A 23691-nucleotide genomic window follows, 5' to 3' on the forward strand; every position below is an offset into this window, starting at 1 on the left:
ACTGGTGGAGGTAAGCGGGATCGAACCGCTGACCTCTTGCATGCCATGCAAGCGCTCTCCCAGCTGAGCTATACCCCCGTTCTTCTAATCAACTCCTGCCACGTTTTACGTTTTTTCCGATCACTTTCGTGGTCGTTTTTCGTATCTCGTTGCCGGTTTTGTTTAGTGCCGTTGGCGAAGAAACGAGATTATGCACGAACTAATTTCGGCGTGCAAGTCGGTTGGGTGCAAAAAATGAAAAAGTTGCGTTGAAATCGCTTTCAAGGGGACGCATGCGTGGTCGCGCCGGCCGCGCGGCAAGGGTGTCAGTCGTTTCCGGAACGCCGCGCCCGAGGCGCACAACACCGGAAAATCAAAGGCTTGGACGAGTGCTATCGTGACTGTTGCGGGGACCCGGGCGGGATCCGCCATGACGTTTTGCCGGCAGGAGATTTTTTTCGCATGAGCACCACGACTTCTTTTCCGACGCGCCCGCTGGGGCGCAGCGATATGTCGATCACGCGCATCGGCCTGGGCGCCTGGGCGATGGGCGGCAATGCCTGGGCCATCGGCTGGGGGCCGCAGGACGACGCCGATTCGATCGCCGCCATCCGCCTCGCGGTCGATCGCGGCATCAACTGGATCGACACCGCCGCCGTCTATGGACTGGGCCACGCCGAAGAGGTGGTGGGACGCGCGCTGGCGCAGATGAGCGCAAGCGAACGGCCCTACGTCTTCACCAAATGCGGCCTGACCTGGTCGCCCGAGCAGCCGCAGGCGACTCCGCGGCGCAACGGCGCGCCGGCCAGCATCCGCCGCGAAATCGAGGGATCGCTGCGCCGTCTGGGCGTCGAGCGCATCGACCTGTACCAGATGCACTGGCCGGCCGGCGACGGCACGCCGCTGGAGGCCTATTGGCAGGAATTGCTGGACCTCAAGCGCGAAGGCAAGGTGCGCGCGGTCGGCCTGTCCAACCACAACCTGGCGCAATTGCAGGACGCCGAGGCGCTGGGGCACGTGGAGTCGCTGCAGCCGCCGTTCTCGGCGATCCAGCGCGGCGCGGGCGCCGACCTGATTCCCTGGTGCGCGCAGAACGGCACCGGCGTCATCGTCTACAGCCCGATGCAATCGGGGTTGCTCAGCGGCGGTTTTTCGGTCGAGCGGGCGCAGGCGTTGCGCGCGGACGACTGGCGTTCGCGCAACGCTGAATTCCAGCCGCCCTGCCTGGCGCGCAATCTGGCCCTGGCCGAAGCGCTCAAGCCCATCGCCGAACGCCACGGCACGACCCAGGCGGCGGTCGCCATCGCCTGGACCCTGGCGTGGCCGGGCGTCACCGGAGCCATTGTCGGCATGCGCAACGTGGCGCAGGTCGACGGCGTGCTGGGCGCGGCGGAACTGGAGCTGGACAGTGACGACATGGCGCGCATCGCTGACGCCATCGAGCTGACGGGCGCGGGAGTGGGGCCGCTGCGGCCGGTCGACGACAGCGGCGCGCTGCCCGCCAATCTGTTGCGCTAGGGCCCGTGCACACGACAAGGAGCCTCGCACAGGCCCCAGTGTCTGATCACGCCAAACAGGAAAGCGTCGGCCGGGCAGCGCCGGACCAGGCCAGGCCTGGCCCGGTTCAGGCTCAGTTGCGGCGCGGGCGGTTGATGCCGAAGGCGGCGATCAGCGCCAGGCCGATCAGCGCCAGCGCCGACTTGTCGCCGAAGCGGGCATAGGGCGTCAGGCCCGCCATGCCCTGTACCGACACCGGCAGCACGCCGGGCTGCAGCGGCGCCAGCTGGGCCGCGACATGGCCCTTGGCGTCGATGGCCGCGGTGATGCCGGTGTTGGTCGCGGTCAGCATGGGACGCGAGGTCTCGATCGTGCGCAGGCGCCCGATCTGCAGGTGCTGGCGCAAGGCCCAGCTATCGCCGAACCAGCCCAGGTTGCTGACGTTCACCAGGATGGTGGCGCCCGGTTCGCCGTTGGGACCGGACTGCAGCGCGGGCAGCAGGTCCGGACCGAACAGGTCTTCGTAGCAGATGTTGAAGGCGATGTGCTGGCCGCCCACCGCGAACGGCGTCTGACGCTCGGCGCCGCGGTCGAAATCGCCCAACGGGATGTTCAACATCTCGACGAACCAGTGGAAGCCCGGCGGCACATATTCGCCCCAGGGCACCAGGTGGCGCTTGTCGTAGCGCATCGCGGTGGCGCCGCTGATCAATTGCGAGGCCGGCGTCTGGCCGTCGAAACCCAACACGCTGTTGGTGTAGCGGTCGCGGCCGTTGACCACGTCGTGGACCGGCGCGCCCATGGCGATCACGGCATTCTGGCGCGCGGCGACCTCGCGCCAGATTTCCCAGACGCGCGGATCGAGCTGGTCCTGGAAGACCGGCAGCACGGTTTCCGGCAGGATCACCATCTGCGGCGCCGGCACGCCGGGCGCGGGCGGCATGGCCGCCAGTTCCAGGTGGCGGCGCAGGCTCTGGTCGAGCAGCGCCGGATCGAATTTCTGCGACTGCTCGATGTTGCCCTGGACCAGGCGCACGTTCAGCGGCTCGCCGCTGGGGGCCGACCAGTCGATGCGCGACAGCGGCCAGCCGGCGGCGGCCAGCGCCAGCGCCACGCCGGCGGCCAGCGCGTGGCGGCCGTCGCGCGGCGGCTTCTGCTGACCCGCGGGACGCCACAGGCTGGCGATGGCGGCGGCGGCGAAGGCCGACAGCAGGGCCATGCCATGCACGCCCAGCAGCGGCGCCCAGCCGGCGATGGGACTGTCGACCTGCGCGTAGCCGATGTTGAGCCACGGGAAGCCGGTCAGCAGCACCGCGCGGATCCATTCGAAGCCGGCCCACAGCGCGCCCCAGGCCAGCGTGGCCGACAGCACCCGTCCCGGCGTCGAGTCGGCGGCCAGCGGCGTGTAGCGCCGCGCCAGCGCGCCGGCGGTGGCCGGGAACAGCGCCAGGAAGGCCGACAGCGCCAGGACCGCGGCGACCGCCAACGGCGCGGCCAGGTCGCCGTAGCGGTGCAGGCTGATGAAGATCCAGTACAGCCCCAGCGCATAGGTGGCGAAGCTGAACAGCCAGCCGCGCAGCCACGCCTGGCGCGCCGACGGCGCGTACAGGGTGACGCGGGCGGCCACCGCCAGCGCCAGGATCTGGGTGATGGCCAGGGCCCAGTCCGGCAGCGGACCGGGCGCGAAGGTGAGGGCGTGGACGGCGCCGGCCAGCGTCAGGCCGGCCGCGCCCAGCAGGAGCGGACCGCGGGCGGCGCGGCTCATGCGTCGGTATCGGGCGGGACGCCGCGCGACGGCGCCACGCGCTTGACTCGCAGCCAGATGGCGCGGCGGGCATCGCCGCGCGCCACTTCGAGTTTCAGGCCGTCGATCTCGGCGACGTCGCCGCGGCGCGGGATGCGGCCGAGCTGGCCGCCCATCCAGCCGCCGACGCTGTCGTACTCGTCGTCGGGCAGATGGCAGCCGAACACGTCGTTGAAGTGCGAGATGTCGGTGGCGGCCAGCACGCGCCACTGGTTCTCGCCCTCGGGGAAGATCGAGTCTTCCTCGGTTTCGTCGAATTCGTCCTCGATGTCGCCGACGATCTGTTCCAGCACGTCTTCCATCGTTACCAGGCCGGAGATGCCGCCATGTTCGTCGATGACGATGGCCTGGTGGTTGCGGCTGGCGCGGAACTCGTGCAGCAGCACGTTCAGGCGCTTGGATTCCGGGATGAACACGGCCGGACGCACCAGCGTGCGCACTTCGATGCCGGGTTCCAGCATGCAGCGCAGCAGGTCCTTGGCGAGCAGGATGCCGATGATGTTGTCGCGGTCGCCTTCGTAGACCGGGAACCGCGAGTGCGCGGTTTCGATCACGTTGGCCACCAGGTAGGGGATGGGCTGCGTGACGTCGAGCAGGTCCATGCGCGAACGCGGGACCATGATGTCGCCGACGGTGCCTTCGGACACGGCCAGCGCGCCCTTGATCATCTTGTAGGACTCCGCGTCCAGCAGGTCGCGGTCATGCGCGGCTTCGAGAACGGCCTTGATGCCTTCACGGTCCTCGGGCTCGCGGCGCACGAGGGAAAGCAGGCGGTCTAGAAGGGATTTGGTGGCGGGTTTGGATGAGCGAGCAGGCGTCGCTTCGGGAGCAGGGTAGGGGTCAGACATCGTCCGGGAGGACAAGTTATGGAGGGGCCAGCATAACCGAATCTGGCGCTCAATTTGTAACGCAACCCCGGAAAATGGGTCCAACCGACGCGATCTGCGCCTTGCTGGACGCCATTTCGCGCCGATTGCTCAGGGTTGACCCCAGGGCCGGAGATCACGCCTCGGTGTAGGGGTCGGCGATGCCCATGCGGGCCAGCGTGGCGGTCTCCAGCGCTTCCATGCGGCGGGCGTCGCGCGCCTTGATGTGGTCGTAGCCGAGCGAATGCAGCACCCCGTGCAGGGTCAGGTGGGCGGCGTGGTCGAGCAGCGCCTTGCGCTGTTCGCGCGCCTCGCGCACCAGCACCGGCACGCACATCACGATGTCGCCGCGCGCCACGCCCAGCGGGTCGACGCCGTACTCGAACGTCAGCACGTTGGTGGCGTAGTCGCGTTGGCGGAAATCGCGGTTCAGGCGGCGCCCCTCGGCCGCGCCCACCAGGCGCAGGCTGAGCTCGGCGGCGGTGAAGTCCACCAGCCCGTCCTCGGCCGCGGCGGCCAGCGCCCGCTCGGCCCAGCGGCGCAGGCGCCAGCGCGGCAGGCGGGGTTCCTCGACGCCGTACTGGACGGAAAGGGACAGGTCAGGCGTCATTTTCCGAGGCTCGGTCGTAGGCATCGACGATGCGGGCCACCAGCGGGTGGCGCACCACGTCGCGGCTGGTGAAGCGGGTGGTGGCGATGCCCTGCACGTCGTGCAGCACCTTGACGGCATGCGCCAGGCCGCTTTCCTGGCCGCGCGGCAGGTCCACCTGCGACGGGTCGCCGGTGATGACGGCCTTGCTGCCGAAGCCGATGCGCGTCAGGAACATCTTCATCTGTTCCGGCGTGGTGTTCTGCGCCTCGTCCAGGATGACGAAGGCGTGGTTCAGCGTGCGGCCGCGCATGTAGGCCAGCGGCGCGATCTCGATGGTCTGCTTCTCGAACAGGCGCTGCACCTTCTCGAAGCCCATCAGGTCATAGAGGGCGTCGTACAGCGGGCGCAGGTACGGATCGACCTTCTGCGCCAGGTCGCCGGGCAGGAAGCCCAGCCGTTCGCCGGCCTCGACCGCCGGGCGCGTCAGCACCAGGCGCTGCACCGTGTCGCGTTCCATCGCGTCGATGGCGCAGGCCACCGCCAGCCAGGTCTTGCCGGTGCCGGCCGGGCCCACGCCGAAGGTGATGTCGTGCTTGAGGATGTTGTTCAGGTAGTCGCGCTGGCGCGGCGTGCGCGGACGCAGATCGCTGCGCTTGGTGCGCAGGGCGATGGCGTCGCTGTCGTCGTCCAGCGCCGGCAGCGGGTCGGCCTCGCGGGCCGGCGCGTCCTGCGTTTTCTCTTCCTGGCGGCCGATGCCGATCTCGACCAGCCCGAGCTGGATGTCGTCGACCGACAGGGCGCGGTGCACCGCCTGCTCATGGAAGCGGCGCAGCGCGCGGCCGGCCAGCTCGGCCTGCTCGCCCTCGATCGTGACGCGGCTGCCGCGGCGCGCGAGCTTCACGCCCATGCCGTCGGCCAGCTGGCGCAGGTTCTCGTCCAGCGGGCCGCACAGGTTGGCCAGGTGGGTGTTGTCGCCGTCCAGGGTGACGACGGCGGGCATGCTGCGGCGGGCGCGGGGGCGGGAAGTGGTCATTCGGTCCCTTGGGCGTCGCGGTCGATGTCGGCCACCCGGGCGCGCAACGAGTTGGTGTGCGCTTCGGTGATGATGACGTCGACCATCTGGCCGATGAGCCGCGCGGGCGCGGCGAAGTTGACGATGCGGTTGTTCTCGGTGCGGCCCATCAGCTCGTTCGGGTCGCGCCGCGAGGGGCCTTCCACCAGCAGGCGCTGGCGGGTGCCGACCATGTTGCGGGCGATGGCGGCGGCCTGCTCGTTGATCAGCGCCTGCAGGCGCTGCAGGCGGCGCAGCTTGACGTCCTGCGGCGTGTCGTCGTGCAGGTCGGCGGCCGGCGTGCCGGGGCGGCGCGAGTAGACGAACGAGAACGAGGTGTCGAAGCCGACGTCCTCGATCAGCTTCATGGTCTTTTCGAAGTCTTCCTCGGTCTCGCCGGGGAAGCCGACGATGAAGTCCGACGACAGCGTCAGGTCGGGGCGCGCGGCGCGCAGGCGGCGCACCACCGACTTGAATTCGAGGGTGGTGTAGCCGCGCTTCATGGCCGCCAGCACGCGGTCGCTGCCGGCCTGCACCGGCAGGTGCAGGAACGACACCAGCTTGGGCAGGCGGGCGTAGGCGTCCACCATGCGCTGGGTCATTTCCTTGGGGTGCGAGGTGGTGTAGCGGATGCGTTCGATGCCGGGGATCTCGTGCACGTACTCCAGCAGCATGGCGAAATCGGCGATCTCGTCGCTGTCGGTCATGCGGCCGCGGTAGGCGTTGACGTTCTGGCCCAGCAGCGTGACTTCCTTGACGCCCTGGTCGGCCAGGTCGGCCACTTCGATCAGCACGTCGTCGAACGGCCGCGAGACTTCCTCGCCGCGCGTGTACGGCACGACACAGAAGCTGCAATACTTGCTACAGCCTTCCATGATCGAGACGAAGGCGGTGGCGCCGTCGACGCGCGGCGGCGGCATGTTGTCGAACTTCTCGATCTCGGGGAAGCTGATGTCGACCTGCGAGCGGCCCTCGGCGCGGCGGCGCTGGATCAGGTCGGGCAGGCGGTGCAGGGTCTGCGGGCCGAACACCACGTCCACGTAGGGCGCGCGCTTGACGATGGCCTCGCCTTCCTGGCTGGCCACGCAGCCGCCCACGCCGATCACCAGGTTCGGGTTGGTCTTTTTCAGGTGCTGCACGCGGCCCAGGTCGGAAAAGACCTTTTCCTGGGCCTTTTCACGCACCGAACAGGTGTTGAACAGGATGACGTCGGCTTCTTCCGGATTGTCGGTCAGCTCCAGCCCCTGGTCGCCGCGCAGCACGTCGGCCATCTTGTCCGAGTCGTACTCGTTCATCTGGCAGCCGAAGGTGCGGATGTAAAGCTTGCGGGGGGAGCCGATGACGGCGGAGGACGGGACGGCGGCGCCGTCGGGCGCGGCCGAGGCGCGCTTCAGGGAGGTTTCTTGCATGTCGGTCGCCGTGACGGGTGTAGATCCCGGGGGCAGAAGAGGGGAAAAGCGGGATTTTACCCCTTGCAGCAAATTTCCCACTTCAATCCGCAATGCGGAGTTACGATAGCTCGCCTTCGCCGATTCTCTTTCCGAGAACAAGACTCTTTACAAACCCGGTCCGATGACGACGAATCTTCCCATTCCCCCGACCCGCGTGCTTCCGGCTGGCGGCGTGGCCGCTTCGGCGGACGAGTTTCGCAACCCCTTGTCCACCGCCGCGTGGGTGGCGGCGGGCCTCGCGCTGGCCGTGGTGGCGGGCGCCTGTGCCCTGTGGGTCGACCTGCCGCTGGCGATCTGGATCCGGCAGACGGTGTCCGAGGGCGTCAACGAATCGTTCGAGTGGATCGGCGAAATGGGCGAAAGCGGCCGCTATATCGGCGTGGCGCTGGCGTTCTACATCGTCGGCCTGGTCGGCCTGGCGCGCGGCTGGCGCAATCCGGTGCGCATGAGCTACGCCAGCATGGCGCGTGGCAGCCTGCTGATGCTGTCGACCATGGCGGTGGGCGGCCTGGTGGTGCTGGTGCTCAAGCGTTCGGTGGCGCGGGCGCGCCCCGAGCTGTTCTTCGACAAAGGCATCTACGGGCTGGGCGAGGCCTTCTCGCGCGCCAACCAGTTCAATTCGTTTCCCTCCAGCCACACCTACGCCGCCTTCGCGGTGGCGGTGACGCTCGGCATCCTGGCGCCGCGCTGGCGCTGGGCGTTCCTGTCGCTGGCCGCGCTGGTCGCCGTCAGCCGTCTGGTCAACCTGGACCACTACCTGTCGGACGTCATGACCGCCGCCGGCATCGCCATCGCGGTCGGCCATCTGCTGGCGCCGCGCGTGCTCGGCAGCAAGTACCAGTGGCCGCTGCGGGCGCCCTGGCGCTGGTGGAAGAAGGGCTGAGGCGCCGGCGCGAGGCGTTTCCGACCAAAAAAAGGCCGCCATCCGGGCGGCCTTTTGCATGGCGCGACGGTTCAGGCGAAGGCCACCACCACGCGGCGGTTGGTGCGGCTTTTCTTTTCGATCTTGGTGACGGTGACCGGGCCGATCTCGCCGGTGTTGGCCACGTGCGTGCCGCCACAGGGCTGGCGGTCCACGCCGGGGATCTCGATGATGCGGATGCGCGCCGTGCCGCCGGGCGGGGCGGCGCCGACCGTGCGCACCAGGTCGGGCTGCGCCGCCAGTTCCTCGGGCGTGATGGTGTTGACGGTGACGTCGGTGCGGGCCTGGATCAGTGCGTTCAGGCGCTCGGTCAGGTCGGCCTTGTCGAGCGTCGATTCGGGCAGGTCGAAGTCGATGCGAGCCGAGTCGGGCGAAATGCTGCAGCCGGTGACCGGCGCCGGCACCAGCGAACCGAGCAGGTGCAGACAGGTGTGCAGGCGCATCAGCCGATGGCGGCGCGGCCAGTCGATGCGCACGGTGACGCGGTCGCCGACCTGGGGCGCGGCGGCGCCCTCGGCCAACACGTGCAGGATGCGGCGGCGGTCGTCGGCGTAGACGGTGTCGGCCACCGGCAGCGCGCGGCCATCGGCCAGCGTCAGCGTGCCACTGTCGCCGGCCTGGCCGCCGCTGCGGGCGTAGCAGAGGGTCTGGTCCAGTTCGACGCCGTCGGCGCCGACGGCGATGACGGTGGCTTCGCACTGCTGCTCGTAGGGCGCGTCGTCGAAGCGCTTGAGGGTGACGCTCATGGGGATGTCTCCGTTGTCTTTCTTGTGGCGGGGGTCAGGCCAGGATCCGGATGCCCTGGCCGGTCTCGATGGCGGCCTGCAGGCGTGGCGGCCCGTCGGCCTGTTCGATGGCGATGAGCGCGTCCGCGCCCAGCCAGGCCAATCCCTGGCGCAGCAGCGCGGCATGCGGATGGGTGGCGGTCAGGGCGCGCAGCGTCAGCGGCTGGCGCGGCAGGCTGACGCCGGGATAGGCCGGCACGTCCCACTGGATCAGCGTCGGCAGCAGGCCGTCGCCGGCTGCCTGGCCGTCCTCGCGCCAGGCGGGCAGGCTGCCATCGTCCGGCACCGTGAGCCGCCAGCGCAGGTCGCCGCGGGTCATGGGGATGGCGGGCGAGATGCGATCGGGGTGCCGCGCCTGCCATGCGCTCAGGTCGTCGGGCGCCTCGACGCGCGCCGCCCAGTGCGCCAGGAACGGGCCTTCGGCCAGGCGCGCCCGCATGGCCGGCTGGTCCAGCCCGAACCAGCGCGGCCGCTGCGGCGCGGGGGCGTCCGGGTCGATGGCGATCACTTCCAGGTACACGCCGCCCGCCATGCCCAGCACGCGGTTGTGGGTGCCCATGCGCGGATGCGCGCCGCCGCCCATGGGCGCAATGCCCAGCAGGTCGGCCACGTGGCGCGTGCCGCTGTCCAGGTCCGCGGCGGCGACGACGAGATGGTCGAGAGCGAGTTTCATGAGGCCTATGGTAGCGAATAAGGGGGCGGCCGTACCCGTACAGCGGGTGGGCGGGGCGTCTGTACAGTGGCCTTGCCAAGCATAAAAAAACCCGCCACGCGGGCGGGTTTTCCAAGAAAGGGAAACGGCTCAGGCGACTTCGCCTTCCTCGCCTTCCTTCTTGACCGGCTTGACCAGGTCTTCGCGCTTGACGCCCATCCACATGGCCAGCGCGGCGGCGACGAACACCGACGAGTAGATGCCGAACCAGATGCCGATGGTCAGGGCCATGGCGAAGTAGTGCAGGGTGGGGCCGCCGAAGAACAGCATCGCCAGCACCATCATCTGGGTCGAGCCGTGGGTGATGATGGTGCGCGAGATGGTCTGGGTGATGGCGCTGTTGATGACTTCCTGCACGTCCGCCTTGCGGTACTTGCGGAAGTTCTCGCGGATCCGGTCCATGATGACCACGGATTCGTTCACCGAGTAGCCCAGCACCGCCAGCACGCCCGCCAGCACCGACAGCGAGAATTCCCACTGGAAGAAGGCGAAGAAGCCCAGGATGATGACCACGTCGTGCAGGTTGGCGATCACGCCGGCCACGGCGAACTTCCATTCGAAGCGGAAGCCCAGGTAGACCATGATGCCGATGACCACCACCAGCAGGGCCATCAGGCCGTTGTGCAGCAGTTCCTGGCCGACCTGCGGACCGACGAATTCGACGCGGCGCAGTTCCACGCCCTGGTCGGCGGCCTTGAGCGCGGCCATGACGGTTTCGCTCTGGGTGGCCGACGTCTGGCCTTCCTGCAGCGGCAGGCGGATCATGACGTCGTGCGAGGTGCCGAAGTTCTGCACCTGGAAGTCGGTGTAGCCCAGCTTCGAGACCACGCCGCGCACGCTTTCAAGCTGCGCCGTCTGGGCGTAGTTGACTTCCATGACCGTGCCGCCGGTGAATTCGATCGACAGGTGGAAGCCGCGCGTGAGGATGAAGAAGACCGCCGCCACGAAGGTGACGAGGCTGATGATGTTCAGCACCAGCGCGTGGCGCATGAACGGGATGGTGCGGTGAATCCGGAAAAATTCCATTTTTTGCCCTGGCTATTCGGTGGCGGGCGGCGTTGCCGCCCGCGCGCATGTTCAGTTGGTCTTCGGCTTCCAGACTTCGCCGATCGAGATCGACGTGAGCTTCTTCTTGCGGCCATACCAGAGGTTGGCCAGCGCGCGCACGCCCACGACGGACGAGAACATCGAGGTCAGGATGCCCAGGCAATGGACCACCGCGAAGCCGCGGATCGGGCCGGAACCGAATGCCAGCAGGGCCAGGCCGACAATCAGCGTAGTGAGGTTGGAGTCGAGAATCGTGCCCCAGGCGCGCTCGAAGCCATGGTGGATGGCCTGTTGCGGCGATGCCCCGTTGCGCAGTTCTTCCCGTATCCGCTCGTTGATCAGCACGTTCGAGTCGATCGCCATGCCCAGTGTCAGCGCGATGGCCGCGATGCCCGGCAGCGTCAGCGTGGCCTGCAGCATCGACAGCAGGGCCAGCAGCAGCAGCACGTTCAGGGTCAGGCCGACGGTCGAGAACACGCCGAACAGGTGGTAGTAGATGATGATGAAGACGGCGATCGCCAGGAAGCCGTACAGCGTCGAATGGAAGCCCTTCGAGATGTTGTCGGCGCCCAGGCTCGGGCCGATGGTGCGTTCCTCGATGATCGACATCGGCGCGGCCAGCGCGCCGGCGCGCAGCAGCAGCGCGGTGTCGGCGGCTTCCTCGGAGCTCATGCTGCCCGAGATCTGCACCTGGCCGCCGGCGATTTCGCTGCGGATGACCGGGGCCGTGACCACTTCGCCCTTGCCGTTCTCGAACAGCAGGATGGCCATGCGCTTGCCGATGTTGTCGCGGGTGACGTCGCGGAAGATGCGCGCGCCCTTGGAGTCCAGCGTCAGGTGGACGGCGGCCTGCTGGGTCTGCGAATCGCGGCCGGGCTGGGCGTCCTGCAGGTTTTCACCGGTCAGGACCACCTGGCGGCGCACCAGGATCGGGCGGCCGTCGCGGTCGGAGTAGCGCTCCAGGCCGAACGGCACGGTGCCGCCCAGCAGCGCGGCCTGCGCGGCGGGCGAGTCGTCGACCATGCGGATTTCGAGGGTGGCGGTGCGGCCCAGCAGTTCCTTGGCCTTGGCCACGTCCTGCACGCCGGGCAGCTGCACCACGATGCGGTCCGAACCCTGTTGCTGGATGACCGGCTCGGCCACGCCCAGTTCGTTGATCCGGTTGTGCAGCGTGTTGATGTTCTGCTTGAGCGCCGAGTCCTGCACGCGGGTGACGGCGGCCGGGTTCAGCGCGCCCAGCAGCAGCAGCTTGCCGTTCTCTTCGCTTTCGGTGAATTCCAGGTCGGGCAGGCGGCTGCGCAGCGTCGAGATGGCGCGGTCGCGGTCCTGCGCGCTGGCGAAGGTGGCGGCCACGCTCATGCCCGAGCGTTCGACGCCGGCCACGTTGACCTTCTGGTCGCGCAGCACCGAGCGCACGTCGGCGGCCAGCGAGTCGTAGCGGGCGGTCAGGGCGCCCTGCATGTCCACTTGCAGCAGGAAGTGCACGCCGCCGCGCAGGTCCAGGCCCAGGTACATGGGCTTGGGGGCGAACCAGCCCATCGCGCGCATCCAGGTGGGCGAGGCCGGCAGCAGGTTCAGCGCCACGGTGTAGTGCGGGTCGCCCTGGACGGTATTGAGGGATTTGTCGATGAGGTCGCGCGCCTGCAGTTGCAGGTCGGTCGACGTGAAGCGGGCGCGCACGGTGCCGAGCGTGCCGTTCTGTTCGTAGTAGACCCCTTCATTGGGGATCTTGGCGTCGGTCAGGATCTGCTGGACCCGTTCCAGCATGGCCGGATCCACCTTGATGGTGGCCTTGGCGCTGGACACCTGGACCGCGGGCGATTCGCCGTAGAAATTGGGAAGCGTATACAGCAGGCCGATAAGGACCGCAATCAGGACCGTAATGTACTTCCAGAGGGGATAGCGGTTCATTGCCGGCTACGTCATGTAAGAGTGGAGAAAAGGCCGCCCGGGCGGCTGGCGCGACGGGCGGCGGGGCGGCTGCCGTCGGGCCCTGGGCCCGGCGGCGGAGCTCCTATGGGACGCTTACAGGGCCTTGATGGTTCCCTTGGGCAGAACGGTCGACACCGACGACTTCTGCATGATGATCTCGACCGGCTTGTCGGCCAGTTCCGAGACTTCGACGGTGACGTAGCTGTCGTTCACCTTGGTGACCTTGCCCAGCATGCCGCCGGCGGTCACGACTTCGTCGCCCTTGGCCAGGGCGGCGATCAGGTTGCGGTGTTCTTTCTGGCGCTTCATCTGGGGACGGATCATCAGGAAGTAGAGGATCACGAACATCAGGATGATGGGCAGCATGCCCATCAGCGCATTGCCTTCGGGGGCGGCCTGGGCCACGACGAGGCTGGCGGTATCGATAGCGGACATGTAATTCTCCTGCGTGTAGTCTGTTTGGGTTTGTTTGTATCGTGCTGTCGCCGATCTTGTTCTGCGCCCATCCCCGCGCGAGCCATGGATAGGGCAAGCCGACTATTGTAGCGAGGTTATTTCCCGCCACCAGTCACGGCCTGTGCGCAGTAATGGGGGCGGATTTCCAAATAAAAAGCCCCCGGCGCTCTCGTGGTTTTCACTAGGTCGGCCGGCGCCGTCCCGCTACTCCACCCCGCGCGCCCGGTCGGCCGCGAACTGTGCGCGCCAGGCGTCGAAGCGGCCTTCGGCGATGGCTTCCCGCATTTCCTTCATGATGGTCAGGTAGAAATGCAGGTTGTGCAGCGTGTTCAGGCGCGCGCCGGTGATCTCGTTGGCGCGCTGCAGGTGGTGCAGGTAGGCGCGCGAGAAGTTGGCGCAGGTGTGGCAGGCGCAGCTCGGGTCCAGCGGACGGGTGTCGTCGCGGTACTTGGCGTTGCGGATCTTGACGTCGCCGAAGCGGGTGAACAGCCAGCCGTTGCGGGCGTTGCGGGTCGGCATGACGCAGTCGAACATGTCGACGCCGCGGCTCACGCCCTCGACCAGGTCTTCCGGCGTGCCCACGCCCATCAGGTAGCGCGGCGCCTGGGCCGGCAGCTTGGGCGTCACGTGCGCCAGGATGCGCATCATGTCTTCCTTGGGCTCGCCCACCGACAGGCCGCCGATGGCGTAGCCGTGGAAACCGATGTCCTGCAGGCCGGCCAGGGACTCGTCGCGCAGCGACTCGTACATGCCGCCCTGGACGATGCCGAACAGCGCGTTGGGGTTCTCCAGCTTGTCGAATTCCTCGCGCGAGCGGCGCGCCCAGCGCAGCGACATGCGCATCGAGCGGGCGGCTTCCTCGACGGTCGCGGGGCGGCCGTCGATCTCGTAGGGCGTGCATTCGTCGAACACCATGACGATGTCCGAGTTCAGCGAGCGCTGGATGCGCATCGATTCCTCGGGCGTCAGGAACAGGCGGGCGCCGTCGATGGGCGAGGCGAACTTCACGCCTTCCTCGGTGATCTTGCGCATGCCCTGCAGGCTGAACACCTGGAAACCGCCCGAGTCGGTCAGGATCGGCTTGTCCCACTGCATGAAGCCGTGCAGGCCGCCATGCTTTTCCATGATTTCCGTGCCTGGGCGCAGCCACAGGTGGAAGGTGTTGCCCAGCACGATCTGCGAGCCGATCTCCTTGAGCTCGTGAGGCATCATCGCCTTGACGCTGCCATAGGTGCCCACGGGCATGAAGATGGGCGTTTCCACCACGCCGTGGTTGAGCGTGATGCGGCCGCGGCGGGCGCCGCCGTCGGTGGCGAGCAGTTCGAAATTCAGTCCGGTCATGGGGCGAGGGATTCGATGAACATGGCGTCGCCGTAGCTGAAGAAGCGGTAGCGCTGGGCGACGGCGTGGGCGTAGGCGCGGCGGATCGGCTCGACGCCAGCCAGCGCCGACACCAGCATCAGCAGGGTCGACTGGGGCAGGTGGAAGTTGGTGACCAGCGCGTCGATGACGCGGTACTGGTAGCCGGGGGTGATGAACAGGCGCGTGTCGCCTTGGGCGGCGGCCAGCGGCAGGCCGGGGGCGGTGCGGCCCTCGGTCTGGGCGGCGGCCGATTCCAGGGCGCGCACGCTGGTGGTGCCGACCGCGATCACGCGGCCGCCGCGGGCGCGGGCCGCGGCAATGGCGTCCACCGTGGCCTGCGGCACGGTGAACCATTCGGCGTGCATGATGTGGTCGGCCAGGCTGTCCACGCGCACCGGCTGGAAGGTGCCGGCGCCGACGTGCAGCGTGACGAAGGCGCGCTCCACGCCCAGCGCCGCCAGGCGGTCCAGGGTGGGCTGGTCGAAGTGCAGGCCGGCGGTCGGCGCCGCCACGGCGCCCGGCTCGCGGGCGTAGACGGTCTGGTAGCGGTCGTCGTCGCCGGCGTCGGCGGCGTGCGTGATGTACGGCGGCAGCGGCGTGGCGCCGTGGGCGTCCAGCAGCTCCAGCACGGGGCCGGGGAAGCGGATGTCGAACAGCTCGCCCTCGCGGCCCAGCACCGTGGCGTCGAAGGCGTCGGCCAGCCGCAGCACCATGCCGGCGCCGGGCGACTTGCTGGCGCGCACGTGCGCCAGGGCGCGGTCGGTGTCGATGATGCGCTCGACCAGCACCTCGACCTTGCCGCCGGTGATTTTGTGGCCGGCCAGGCGCGCCTTGATGACGCGGGTGTCGTTGAACACCAGCAGGTCGCCGGGGCGCAGCAGCCCCTCCAGGTCGGCGAACTGGCGGTCATGCAGCTGGCTGGCGCTGTCCAGGTGCAGCAGGCGGCTGCCCGTGCGCTGGGCGGCGGGCGTCTGCGCGATGAGCTCGGGAGGCAGCTCGTAGTCGAAATCGGAAACGGTAAGGGGTTGCACGCGGATATCGGTATCAGGGGCGGGCGCGGCCTGGGCCGGCCGCCGGGCCGCCGGCAAGGGCGGCGGCAAAAAAGCGAGCCGGACCCGACGGGTTGGCTCTGGGCAACTGACTATTGTAAAGGGGCTGGCGAAAAGGGCGGCCGGACCGGCCGGCGGACTCAGCGCCCGCCGCGCCAGCCGAGCCGGCGCGAACAGTCGGCGGCGGCCGCCGCCAGGGCCCGCAGCGGGGCGCCGTCCGGCGCCAGGTCGAAGCCGCCGTGCAGCCCCAGGCCGGTGATGGCCCCGGCCAGCTGGCCCTGGGCGTCCAGCACCGGCAGCGCGGCCGAGTCGATGCCGTGCAGCAGGTGGCCGCTGACGCTGGCGTAGCCGCGCTGGCGCGTGGCCTGCCAGCGCGCCCGCAGCGCGGCGGCGGGGTCGGCCGGATCGAGCGGCAGGCCGGCGGCGGCGGGATCGTCCAGCCACTGCGCGGCGTCGGCGCCCTGGCGCCGCGCCGTGTCCCATTCGGCCAGCGCGCGCGGCAGCGCCAGCGCTTCCGGCAGCCAGGCGGCGAAGACGCGCCCAGTGGCGCTGTTGAGCAGCGGCAGCACCGAGCCGACGCGCACGTTGACGGTGACCGGCAGCCGCGCGTCGCGCCACTGGACGATGGTGGGGCCGTGCTGGCCCCAGACCGAGATGAAGACGGTCTGGCCGATGGCGGCGCTCAGGTCTTCCAGGCAGCCGGCCGCCAGTTTGACGAAATCCACCTCGGCCAGCGCCGCCAGCCCGGTGTGCAGGGCCTGCGGCCCGAGCCGGTAACGGGCGCTGGCCGGATCCTGCTCGACGTAGCCGCGCCGCTCCAGCGACACCAGGTAGCGGTGCGCCTTGGCGCGCGGCATGTCCAGGCTGCGGCCCAGTTCCGACACCGACACGGCGCCGCCCAGCTCGGCCAGGCGGGTCAGGACGTCCAGGGCGATTTCGGCCGACTGGATCCCGGTGCTGCTTTCTGTTGACATCAATTTGTCTCTTATTAGAATACGTGTATCACTAAAAAATACATCAGCGTGCCGTGGCGGACAAACATCCGGGCTGGATGACCGGCCCGGGGCGCGGACGGACAAAGACGGAGACAAGCAATGAAGATGTCCATCTTCTCGGTGCAGGACCACTACCCCGACCAGCCCCGCAGCCTGGGCCAGCTCTACGGCCAGGTGCTGGAGCAGGCGCGCCGCGCCGAACAGCTGGGCTACGACACCTTCTGGGTGGCCGAGCACCATTTCCATGAATATGGCGCGGTGCCCAATCCGGCGGTGTTCCTGGCGGCGCTGTCGCAGCAGACGACGCGGCTGCGGCTGGGCACGGCGATCTCGATCCTGACCTTCCACAACCCGCTGACGGTGGCCGAAAACTATGCCCTGGTGGACCAGCTTTCGCAAGGCAGGCTGTCGCTGGGCGTGGGCTCGGGCTATCTGAAGCACGAGTTCGAGGGCTACGACGTCGATCCGGCCACCAAGCGCGAGCGCTTCGACGAGAACCTGATGCTGGTCGAGCGCCTGCTGGCCGGCGAGCGCGTCAGCCATGAAGGCAAGTTCAACCGCATCCACGAGGTGCGCCTGAACGTGCAGCCGGTGCAGCAGCCGGTGCCGGTGTACGTGGCGATCCTGCGCCGCGAGGCCGCCTACCACGTCGGCCGCCAGGGCCGCCGCATGCTGTTCGTGCCCTACGCGGCGGTGGACAACTTCGAAGAGATCGGCCTGATGATGCAGGACTACCGCCGCGGCCTGGCCGAGGCCGGCATCGAGGACGCCAGCGGCATGGCGGCGGTGGCGCTGCACACCCACGTGGCCGCGACCGACGACGAGGCTCGCGAACGCGCCGCCCGCGCCTTCGACCTGTACGTGGAGACCCGCCTGTATGCGCGCAAGCAGGTCTACGACGACATCATCGCCAGCGGCCTGTCGCTGTTCGGCTCGGCCCGCACCGTGGCCGACAAGCTGGCGCGGCTGGCCGACATGGGCCTGGACCACGTCATGAGCCTGCACAACTTCGGCCTGATGCCGCAGGACCGGGTGCTGGACTCGATGCAGCGGCTGATGGCCGAATCCATGCCGCTGTCGGGCGTGCGCCCGGCCAACGCGGTGCCGGCCTGACCGGCCGCCCCGCGCAAGCCGCCATGAGCGCCAGCCACGATCTCAGCCCGGCCCACCTGCGCCGGGCGCTGGGGCGCTACGCCACCGGCGTCACGGTGGTGACCGCCGCCGGCGCCGACGGCCCGATCGGCCTGACCGTCAATTCCTTCGCCCCGGTATCGCTGGAGCCGCCGCTGGTGCTGTGGAGCCTGCGCCGCGCCAGCATCCACTACGCCGACTTCACCTCGCGCGGCGGCTTCGCCATCCATGTGCTGGGGGCGCCGCAGCGCGACCTGGCGCGGGTGTTCTCGCAGCCGGTGGCCGACCGCTACGCCGGCCTGGACTGGTACGCCACCGAGGACGGCATCCCCGTGTTCGACGAATGCGCCGCCCGCTTCGAGTGCGCCACCCGCCAGGTGCTGGAGGTGGGCGACCACGCCGTGCTGATCGGCGAGGTGCGGCGCCTGCACGCCCCCGACGACCACGGCGGCGCCCTGGTTTTCCATAATGGGTCCTTCCTGTCGCACTTGGGGGATCCCGTCGTATAACGCTTTCTACGCCGTAGCGGATCGGCAAGACGCATAACGATATCCGCGCCCAAAGGAGACACCGCATGACCCCTCGTAGCACTTTGACGGCCGCGCTGGCGGCCCTGCTGGTCGCGGGCGCCGCGCCCGCGCTGGCGCAGGTGAAGATCGGCGCCACCCTGTCCACCACCGGTCCCCAGGCCTCGCTGGGCATTCCCGAACGCAACACCATCAGCCTCCTGCCCACCGAGATCGGCGGCGCCAAGGTCGAATACGTGGTGCTGGACGACGCCTCCGACACCACCCGCGCGGTCAGCAATTCGCACAAGCTGATCTCGGAAAACCAGGTCGATCTCATCATCGGCTCGACCACTACCCCCAACACCATGGCCATGCTGGACACCGTGGCCAGCGGCGCCACCCCGGTCATCACGCTGGCCTCGTCGGCGCGCCTGATCGACCCGGTGGACGACAAGCGCCGCTGGGTCTTCAAGACGCCGCACTCCGACTCCCTGATGGCCGAGGGCATCGCCCGCCACGCCGCCGCCAACGGCGTCAAGAAGCTGGCCTTCATCGGTTTCAACAACGCCCTGGGCGAAACCTTCTGGGTGGAGGTGGAAAAGGCCGCCAAGCAGCACGGCATCGAGATCGTCGGCAAGGAAAGCTTCGCGCCCACCGACACCTCGGCGGTGGCGCAGACGCTGAAGCTGGTCGGCGCCGCCCCCGACGCCGTGGTGGTGGGCGCCTCCGGCACGCCGGCGGCGATGCCGGCGCGGGCGCTGCGCGAACGCGGCTTCAAGGGCAAGATCTACTTCAACCACGGCGTGGCCAACAACGACTTCCTGCGCGTCTGCGGCCCGGCCTGCGACGGCGCCTGGGTGCCGGTGGGGCCGGTGATGGTGGCCGACCTGCTGCCGGACACCCATCCGGTCAAGGCCACGGCCCAGGCGTTCGCCAGGAAGTACGAGGCCGCCAACGGCCCGGGCAGCGTGTCGCTGTTCGCCGCCTACACCTGGGACATCGGCCTGCTGCTGCAGCAGGCCGTGCCGGTGGCGCTCAAGCAGGCCAAGCCCGGCACCCCGGAATTCCGCGCGGCCCTGCGCGACGCCCTGGAGAACGTCAAGAACCTGCCGACCGCCACCGGCGTGGTCAACATGAGCCCGACCGACCACAACGGCCTGGACGAGCGCGCGCTGGTCATGGCCACCGTGGCCGGCGGCAAGTGGAAACTGCAGTAGCCGCCCCCCGGCGAGGGCGGCCGGCGCGCGCTTTCGGCGGGCGCGGCCGCCCGTAACCGTCCCAGGTTTTGTATGCTCACGGTTTTGCAGCACGAGCAACCGGGTGGACAGGGCATGACGGGACTAGGGAAAAAGCGTGTGGGCGGGCCGCGGCAATGGCTGGCCGGCGGACTGCTGGCCCTGGCGGCCGGCACGGCCTGCGCCCAGGTGCAGGGCCTGCCCCCGAGCGTGGTCAACGCCTGGAAGGCCAGCAAGCTGCCGGACAGTTCGCTGTCGCTGGTGGTGCAGGAAGTCGGCGGTCCGCGCCTGGCGACGCTGAACGCCAAGGAAGCGCGCAACCCGGCGTCGGTGATGAAGCTGGTCACCACCTGGGCGGCGCTATCCGAGCTGGGCCCCAACTACGTCTGGCGCACCGCCTTCATGACCGAGCCGGGCGCCCGGCCCGACGCCAAGGGCGTGCTGTCGGGGCCGCTCTACCTGCGCGCCGGCGGCGATCCGCAATTCCTGATGCAGGACCTGTGGGTGCTGCTGCGCGAACTGCGCCTGCGCGGCGTCAAGCAGATCAATGACCTGGTGATCGACCGCAGCATCTTCGGCCAGGTCGCCACCGACCCCGGCGCCTTCGACGGCGCCCCCGACCGCGCCTACAACGCCAGCCCCGACGCGCTGATGGTGGGCTTTGGCGCGGTGCGCATCCTGTTCACCCCCGACTCCGCCGCCAACAAGTGGGTGCCGCTGATCGACCCGCCGTTGCCCGGCCTGAAGATCGAGGGCCGGGTCGAATGGAGCGACGCGCGTTGTCCGGGCGCGCCCGTGGTCAACACCGACCCGGTCATCACCCAGCAGGGCATCACCCTGCGCGTCAGCGGCAAGGTGGCCGGTTCCTGCGGCGAATTCGACCTGTACCGGCTGGCGCTGTCGCAGACCGATTACGCCACCGAGGTCTTCCGCCTGCTGTGGAAGGAACTGGGCGGCACGTTCAAGGGCCAGGTGCGTTCCGGCATGGTGCCGGGCGACGCCGTGGTGCTGGCCTCGCACGACTCGCCCACGCTGGCCGAGGTGATCCGCCAGATCAACAAGCGCAGCAACAACGTCATGGCGCGCACGCTGCTGCTGACCCTGGGCGCGGAAAAGGGCCGCCGGCCGGCCACCGTGGCCAGCAGCGGTGCCGTGGCAAAGGGCCTGCTGGCCAAGCAGGGCCTGGACATGCCGGAGCTGGTGATCGACAACGGCGCCGGCCTGTCGCGCGACGCCCGGGTGTCGGCCGACAGCCTGGCGTCGATGCTGACCGTGGCCTGGAATTCCCCCGTCATGCCGGAGTACATTTCATCCCTCGCGATCGCCGGGGTCGATGGCACGGTGCGCCGCCGCATGAAAGGCGACGGCACGCTCGGCATGGCCCACCTGAAAACCGGGTCGTTGCGCGACGTGCGCTCGATCGCCGGTTACGTGCTGGGCGCCAGCGGCAAGCGCTATGTGGTGGTCAGCATCGTCAACCACGAGCAGGCCGGCGCCGTGCGGGCCTTCGACGACGCCCTGATCGCCTGGCTGGCCGAACAATAAAGGTTGACGCGGCCCCCTGCATCCACCCGGCAAACCGATTACGATTCTCGGGCGCGCGCCGTATTTCCGGCGGCGCCTGAGGCGAACAACCCTGTCTATCAATATTCTGGAGATTTACGCACATGCCCGTGCACGAAATCCGCCATCCGCTGATCCGCCACAAGCTCGGGATCATGCGTCGCGCCGACCTCAGCACCAAGAGCTTCCGTGAACTGTCGCAGGAAGTGGGCGCGCTGCTCACGTACGAAGCGTCCAAGGACCTGCCGCTGGCTCCCGCCACCGTCGAAGGCTGGTGTGGCGCCGTGCAGGTCGAGAAGATCGCCGGCAAGAAGGTCACCGTGGTGCCCATCCTGCGCGCCGGCATCGGCATGCTGGACGGCGTGCTCAGCCTGATCCCGGGCGCCAAGGTCAGCGTGGTGGGCGTGGCCCGCAACGAAGAGACCCTGGAGGCCCACACCTACCTGGAACGCCTGGTGGGCGAGCTGGACCAGCGCCTGGCGCTGATCGTCGATCCGATGCTGGCCACCGGCGGCTCCATGGTCGCCGCCATCGACCTGCTCAAGCGCGCCGGCTGCAAGGAAATCCGCGCGCTGGTGCTGGTGGCCGCGCCGGTCGGCATCGACGCGGTGCTGGCCAAGCACCCGGACGTCCATATCTACACCGCGTCCATCGACGACGGCCTGAACGAGCATGGCTACATCATGCCGGGCCTGGGCGACGCGGGCGACCGCATCTTCGGCACCACCCAGAAGACCGACTGAGGTCTTCCGCCCCGGGCGGCGTGGCCCGGGCCCGCCGGCATCGGCCGCCAGCGGCCGCGCCGGGCGGGCGCTACGCCGCCAGTCTTTGCGGCGCGCCTTCCAGGTGCTCGCCGAACCAATGCAATGATTGCGCCAGTCCCGCCACCTCGCCCACGATCAGCAGGGCGGGCGAGCGGATGGCGTGCGCCCGCGCCAGGCGCGGCAGGTCCTCCAGCGCGCCCGACAGCACCCGCTGCTCTGGCCGGCTGCCGTTCTCGATCAATGCGAACGGCGTCGTGGCGGCGCGGCCATGGCGGATCAGCCGCTGCGTCAGCAGCTCCAGCTGGCCCACGCCCATGTAGAACGCCAGCGTCTGGCGTTCGCGCGCCAGCGCCGGCCAATCCAGGTTGTCCTCGTCCTCGCGGCAGTGCGCCGTCACCAGGCGCACCGATTGCGCGTGCTCGCGGTGCGTCAGCGGAATGCCGGCATAGGCCGCACAGGCCAGCGCCGCGGTGATGCCGGGCACCACCTCATAGCGCACGCCGTGCGCGCGCAGGTGTTCCAGTTCCTCGCCGCCGCGGCCGAAGATGAAGGCGTCGCCGCCCTTGAGCCGCACCACGCGGCGGCCCAGACGGGCGTGCTCGACCAGCAGGGCGTGGATGCGCGCCTGGGTCGCGTGATGGTCCTCGCCCGGCAGTTTGCCCACCGAGATGCGTTCGGCGTCGCGGCGCGCCAGCGACATGATGTCGTCGCTGACCAGCCGGTCGTACAGGATCACGTCGGCCTCGTTCAGCGCGCGCAGCGCCTTCAGCGTCAGCAGGCCGGGATCGCCGGGGCCGGCGCCGACCAGCACCACGCTGCCTTCGGCCGGCGCCAGCGGCTGGGCCAGTGCGGTCTCCAGCGCGGCTTCGGCGTCCTGCGGGCGTTGCTGGCGCAGCAGGCCGGCCACGGGGCCGTCCAGCAGCCAGTCATAGAAGCGGCGCCGCGCGCCCAGATCGGGGTGGCCGGCGCGGATGCGCTGGCGGTAGCGTTCGGCCAGGCCGGCCAGGCGGCCCAGGCTGTGGTCGAACAGGGATTCGATGCGTTCGCGCAGGCGCCGCGCCAGCACCGGCGCCACGCCCGACGAGGAAATGGCGACGATGATCGGCGAGCGGTCGACGATGGACGGCACCTGGAACGACGACAGTTCAGGATCGTCCACCACGTTGCTGAAGATGCGGCGAGCCCGCGCGGCGTCGGAGACCGCCGCGTTGACGCCGCGGTCATCGGTGGCGGCCACCGCCAGCCACGCGCCATCAAGCCAGGCGGGGTCGAAGCGGCCCGCCAGGTGGCGGATGCGGCCCGCCGCCAGCAGCTCCGCCAGCGCCGGCGTCAGCTCGGGCGCGCCAACGGCGACATCGGCATGGGCTTCGAGCAGGGCGAGCGTCTTGCGCTCGGCCACCGCGCCGCCGCCCACGACCAGCACGGGCCGGTCTTTCAGATCGGCAAATATCGGGAAAAGCTTCATCACGCAGCCTCGGGCGCACCCGGCAGAAGGTCAAACGATCATAGGGATCGGGTTTCATCCCCACAACTTCTGATTTCTTGAATCCATATAGCCACAACTTATTTGGCGCGGCCCGCCCGCGGGTTGCACCGGCTCAACTCATGCAAGTTCCATGCCCGCGTGCAGGCGCCGGCCAAGCCAGGAAATAAGCGCATCGGGCAGCGCCCGCGAGGGCGGGGACGCCCGGCCGCGGGAGCGGCGGGGGCGGGCAGGGCGCCGGATTCGAGGCCGCGGGAACCGCCCGCACATCGATGGTGCGTCGCCGCATTCGTTTACGCACCAAGTTGGATCGCGCGGCGCGCCGGCCATCTTCGGGCGCGGTTTCCGGCGCGGCCGCGCACGGCCTCGCGGATCGCCGCAAACGCAGTGGGCGCGCGGGTGCGCGGCGACCGTGACGGGCACGCCAGGCCACTTGGCACGCCGATTGCTTAACCGTTGATGGACGGGCCGCGCGCGGTCCGGCCACGCCAAGCGCCGCGATCCGC

At 69.2% G+C, this 23691-nt stretch carries 21 protein-coding genes and 1 tRNA gene; 7 read left to right on the plus strand and 15 right to left on the minus strand.

Annotated features, from left to right (window positions below; all coding sequences use genetic code 11):
- Nucleotides 1-2: 2 nt before the first annotated feature.
- A tRNA-Ala gene (locus tag AOZ53_RS28375) sits at nt 3-78 on the minus strand.
- 363 nt (nt 79-441) lie between these two features.
- Between AOZ53_RS28375 and AOZ53_RS28380 the strand changes: the two genes are divergently transcribed.
- On the plus strand, nt 442-1497 hold the full coding sequence (locus AOZ53_RS28380; protein WP_082385797.1) for an aldo/keto reductase: 1056 nt from the start codon (nt 442-444) through the stop codon (nt 1495-1497).
- 112 nt (nt 1498-1609) lie between these two features.
- Here AOZ53_RS28380 and lnt read toward each other — a convergent pair whose 3' ends face one another.
- From lnt to miaB, 5 genes are all read right to left on the minus strand, one after another.
- Nucleotides 1610-3241 (minus strand): apolipoprotein N-acyltransferase, encoded by a 1632-nt coding sequence (lnt, locus tag AOZ53_RS28385; RefSeq protein WP_054490327.1) that lies wholly within the window; start codon nt 3239-3241, stop codon nt 1610-1612.
- A complete protein-coding gene (locus AOZ53_RS28390) occupies nt 3238-4128 on the minus strand; it encodes an HlyC/CorC family transporter (RefSeq protein WP_054428569.1) in 891 nt (296 codons plus the stop codon). The genes lnt and AOZ53_RS28390 overlap by 4 nt, the downstream gene beginning before the upstream one ends.
- 154 nt (nt 4129-4282) lie before the next feature.
- On the minus strand, nt 4283-4756 hold the full coding sequence (gene ybeY / locus AOZ53_RS28395; RefSeq protein ID WP_054490329.1) for an rRNA maturation RNase YbeY: 474 nt from the start codon (nt 4754-4756) through the stop codon (nt 4283-4285).
- Nucleotides 4746-5771 carry a PhoH family protein gene (locus AOZ53_RS28400; protein ID WP_054428567.1) on the minus strand — a complete coding sequence of 342 codons (1026 nt, stop codon included), beginning with the start codon at nt 5769-5771 and terminating at the stop codon, nt 4746-4748. The genes ybeY and AOZ53_RS28400 overlap by 11 nt, the downstream gene beginning before the upstream one ends.
- Nucleotides 5768-7198: a tRNA (N6-isopentenyl adenosine(37)-C2)-methylthiotransferase MiaB gene (gene miaB / locus AOZ53_RS28405; RefSeq protein WP_054428566.1), complete on the minus strand. Its 1431-nt coding sequence runs from the start codon at nt 7196-7198 to the stop codon at nt 5768-5770. Before miaB ends, AOZ53_RS28400 begins: the two co-directional genes overlap by 4 nt.
- Before the next feature lie 163 nt (nt 7199-7361).
- Between miaB and AOZ53_RS28410 the strand changes: the two genes are divergently transcribed.
- A complete protein-coding gene (locus AOZ53_RS28410) occupies nt 7362-8123 on the plus strand; it encodes a phosphatase PAP2 family protein (RefSeq protein WP_082385798.1) in 762 nt (253 codons plus the stop codon).
- A 71-nt stretch (nt 8124-8194) separates the two neighbouring features.
- Here the strand turns inward: AOZ53_RS28410 and AOZ53_RS28415 are convergent, their stop codons facing one another.
- The 8 genes from AOZ53_RS28415 to AOZ53_RS28450 all read right to left on the minus strand — a co-directional run bounded on the left by AOZ53_RS28415 (nt 8195) and on the right by AOZ53_RS28450 (nt 16479).
- Entirely contained in the window at nt 8195-8908 is a 714-nt protein-coding gene (locus AOZ53_RS28415; protein WP_054428564.1) for an alanyl-tRNA editing protein, read from the minus strand.
- A 34-nt stretch (nt 8909-8942) separates the two neighbouring features.
- Nucleotides 8943-9620 carry a VOC family protein gene (locus AOZ53_RS28420; protein ID WP_054490330.1) on the minus strand — a complete coding sequence of 226 codons (678 nt, stop codon included), beginning with the start codon at nt 9618-9620 and terminating at the stop codon, nt 8943-8945.
- Nucleotides 9621-9749: 129 nt separating this feature from the next.
- Entirely contained in the window at nt 9750-10685 is a 936-nt protein-coding gene (gene secF / locus AOZ53_RS28425) for a protein translocase subunit SecF (RefSeq protein WP_054428561.1), read from the minus strand.
- Between the two features lie 51 nt (nt 10686-10736).
- The gene (gene secD, locus AOZ53_RS28430) at nt 10737-12617 is read right to left on the minus strand and encodes a protein translocase subunit SecD (RefSeq protein ID WP_054428560.1); all 1881 of its coding nucleotides are present in this window, start codon (nt 12615-12617) and stop codon (nt 10737-10739) included.
- Nucleotides 12618-12731: 114 nt separating this feature from the next.
- The gene (yajC, locus tag AOZ53_RS28435) at nt 12732-13073 is read right to left on the minus strand and encodes a preprotein translocase subunit YajC (protein ID WP_006390891.1); all 342 of its coding nucleotides are present in this window, start codon (nt 13071-13073) and stop codon (nt 12732-12734) included.
- Between the two features lie 225 nt (nt 13074-13298).
- Entirely contained in the window at nt 13299-14435 is a 1137-nt protein-coding gene (gene tgt, locus AOZ53_RS28440) for a tRNA guanosine(34) transglycosylase Tgt (RefSeq protein ID WP_054428559.1), read from the minus strand.
- Nucleotides 14432-15487 (minus strand): tRNA preQ1(34) S-adenosylmethionine ribosyltransferase-isomerase QueA, encoded by a 1056-nt coding sequence (gene queA / locus AOZ53_RS28445; protein ID WP_054429215.1) that lies wholly within the window; start codon nt 15485-15487, stop codon nt 14432-14434. The genes tgt and queA overlap by 4 nt, the downstream gene beginning before the upstream one ends.
- A 158-nt stretch (nt 15488-15645) precedes the next feature.
- Nucleotides 15646-16479 carry an IclR family transcriptional regulator gene (locus AOZ53_RS28450; RefSeq protein ID WP_054428558.1) on the minus strand — a complete coding sequence of 278 codons (834 nt, stop codon included), beginning with the start codon at nt 16477-16479 and terminating at the stop codon, nt 15646-15648.
- A gap of 120 nt (nt 16480-16599) precedes the next feature.
- On the opposite strand from AOZ53_RS28450, the gene AOZ53_RS28455 reads away from it, so the two are divergent.
- The 5 genes from AOZ53_RS28455 to upp all read left to right on the plus strand — a co-directional run bounded on the left by AOZ53_RS28455 (nt 16600) and on the right by upp (nt 21681).
- A complete protein-coding gene (locus AOZ53_RS28455) occupies nt 16600-17613 on the plus strand; it encodes an LLM class flavin-dependent oxidoreductase (protein WP_054490332.1) in 1014 nt (337 codons plus the stop codon).
- A 23-nt stretch (nt 17614-17636) separates the two neighbouring features.
- Nucleotides 17637-18140, plus strand: coding sequence for a flavin reductase family protein (locus tag AOZ53_RS28460; protein ID WP_054428556.1), 504 nt, complete (start codon nt 17637-17639; stop codon nt 18138-18140).
- A 65-nt stretch (nt 18141-18205) separates the two neighbouring features.
- Entirely contained in the window at nt 18206-19357 is a 1152-nt protein-coding gene (locus tag AOZ53_RS28465; protein WP_054490334.1) for an ABC transporter substrate-binding protein, read from the plus strand.
- Between the two features lie 114 nt (nt 19358-19471).
- Nucleotides 19472-20920, plus strand: coding sequence for a D-alanyl-D-alanine carboxypeptidase/D-alanyl-D-alanine endopeptidase (dacB, locus tag AOZ53_RS28470; protein ID WP_054428554.1), 1449 nt, complete (start codon nt 19472-19474; stop codon nt 20918-20920).
- Nucleotides 20921-21042: 122 nt separating this feature from the next.
- Nucleotides 21043-21681 carry a uracil phosphoribosyltransferase gene (upp, locus tag AOZ53_RS28475; protein ID WP_054428553.1) on the plus strand — a complete coding sequence of 213 codons (639 nt, stop codon included), beginning with the start codon at nt 21043-21045 and terminating at the stop codon, nt 21679-21681.
- 70 nt (nt 21682-21751) lie between these two features.
- Here the strand turns inward: upp and cysG are convergent, their stop codons facing one another.
- Nucleotides 21752-23167, minus strand: coding sequence for a siroheme synthase CysG (cysG, locus tag AOZ53_RS28480; RefSeq protein WP_054490336.1), 1416 nt, complete (start codon nt 23165-23167; stop codon nt 21752-21754).
- Nucleotides 23168-23691 lie beyond the last annotated feature (524 nt).

The organism is Achromobacter sp. 2789STDY5608621, from assembly GCF_001299375.1.
Classification (GTDB): Bacteria; Pseudomonadota; Gammaproteobacteria; order Burkholderiales; family Burkholderiaceae_B; genus Achromobacter; species Achromobacter insuavis.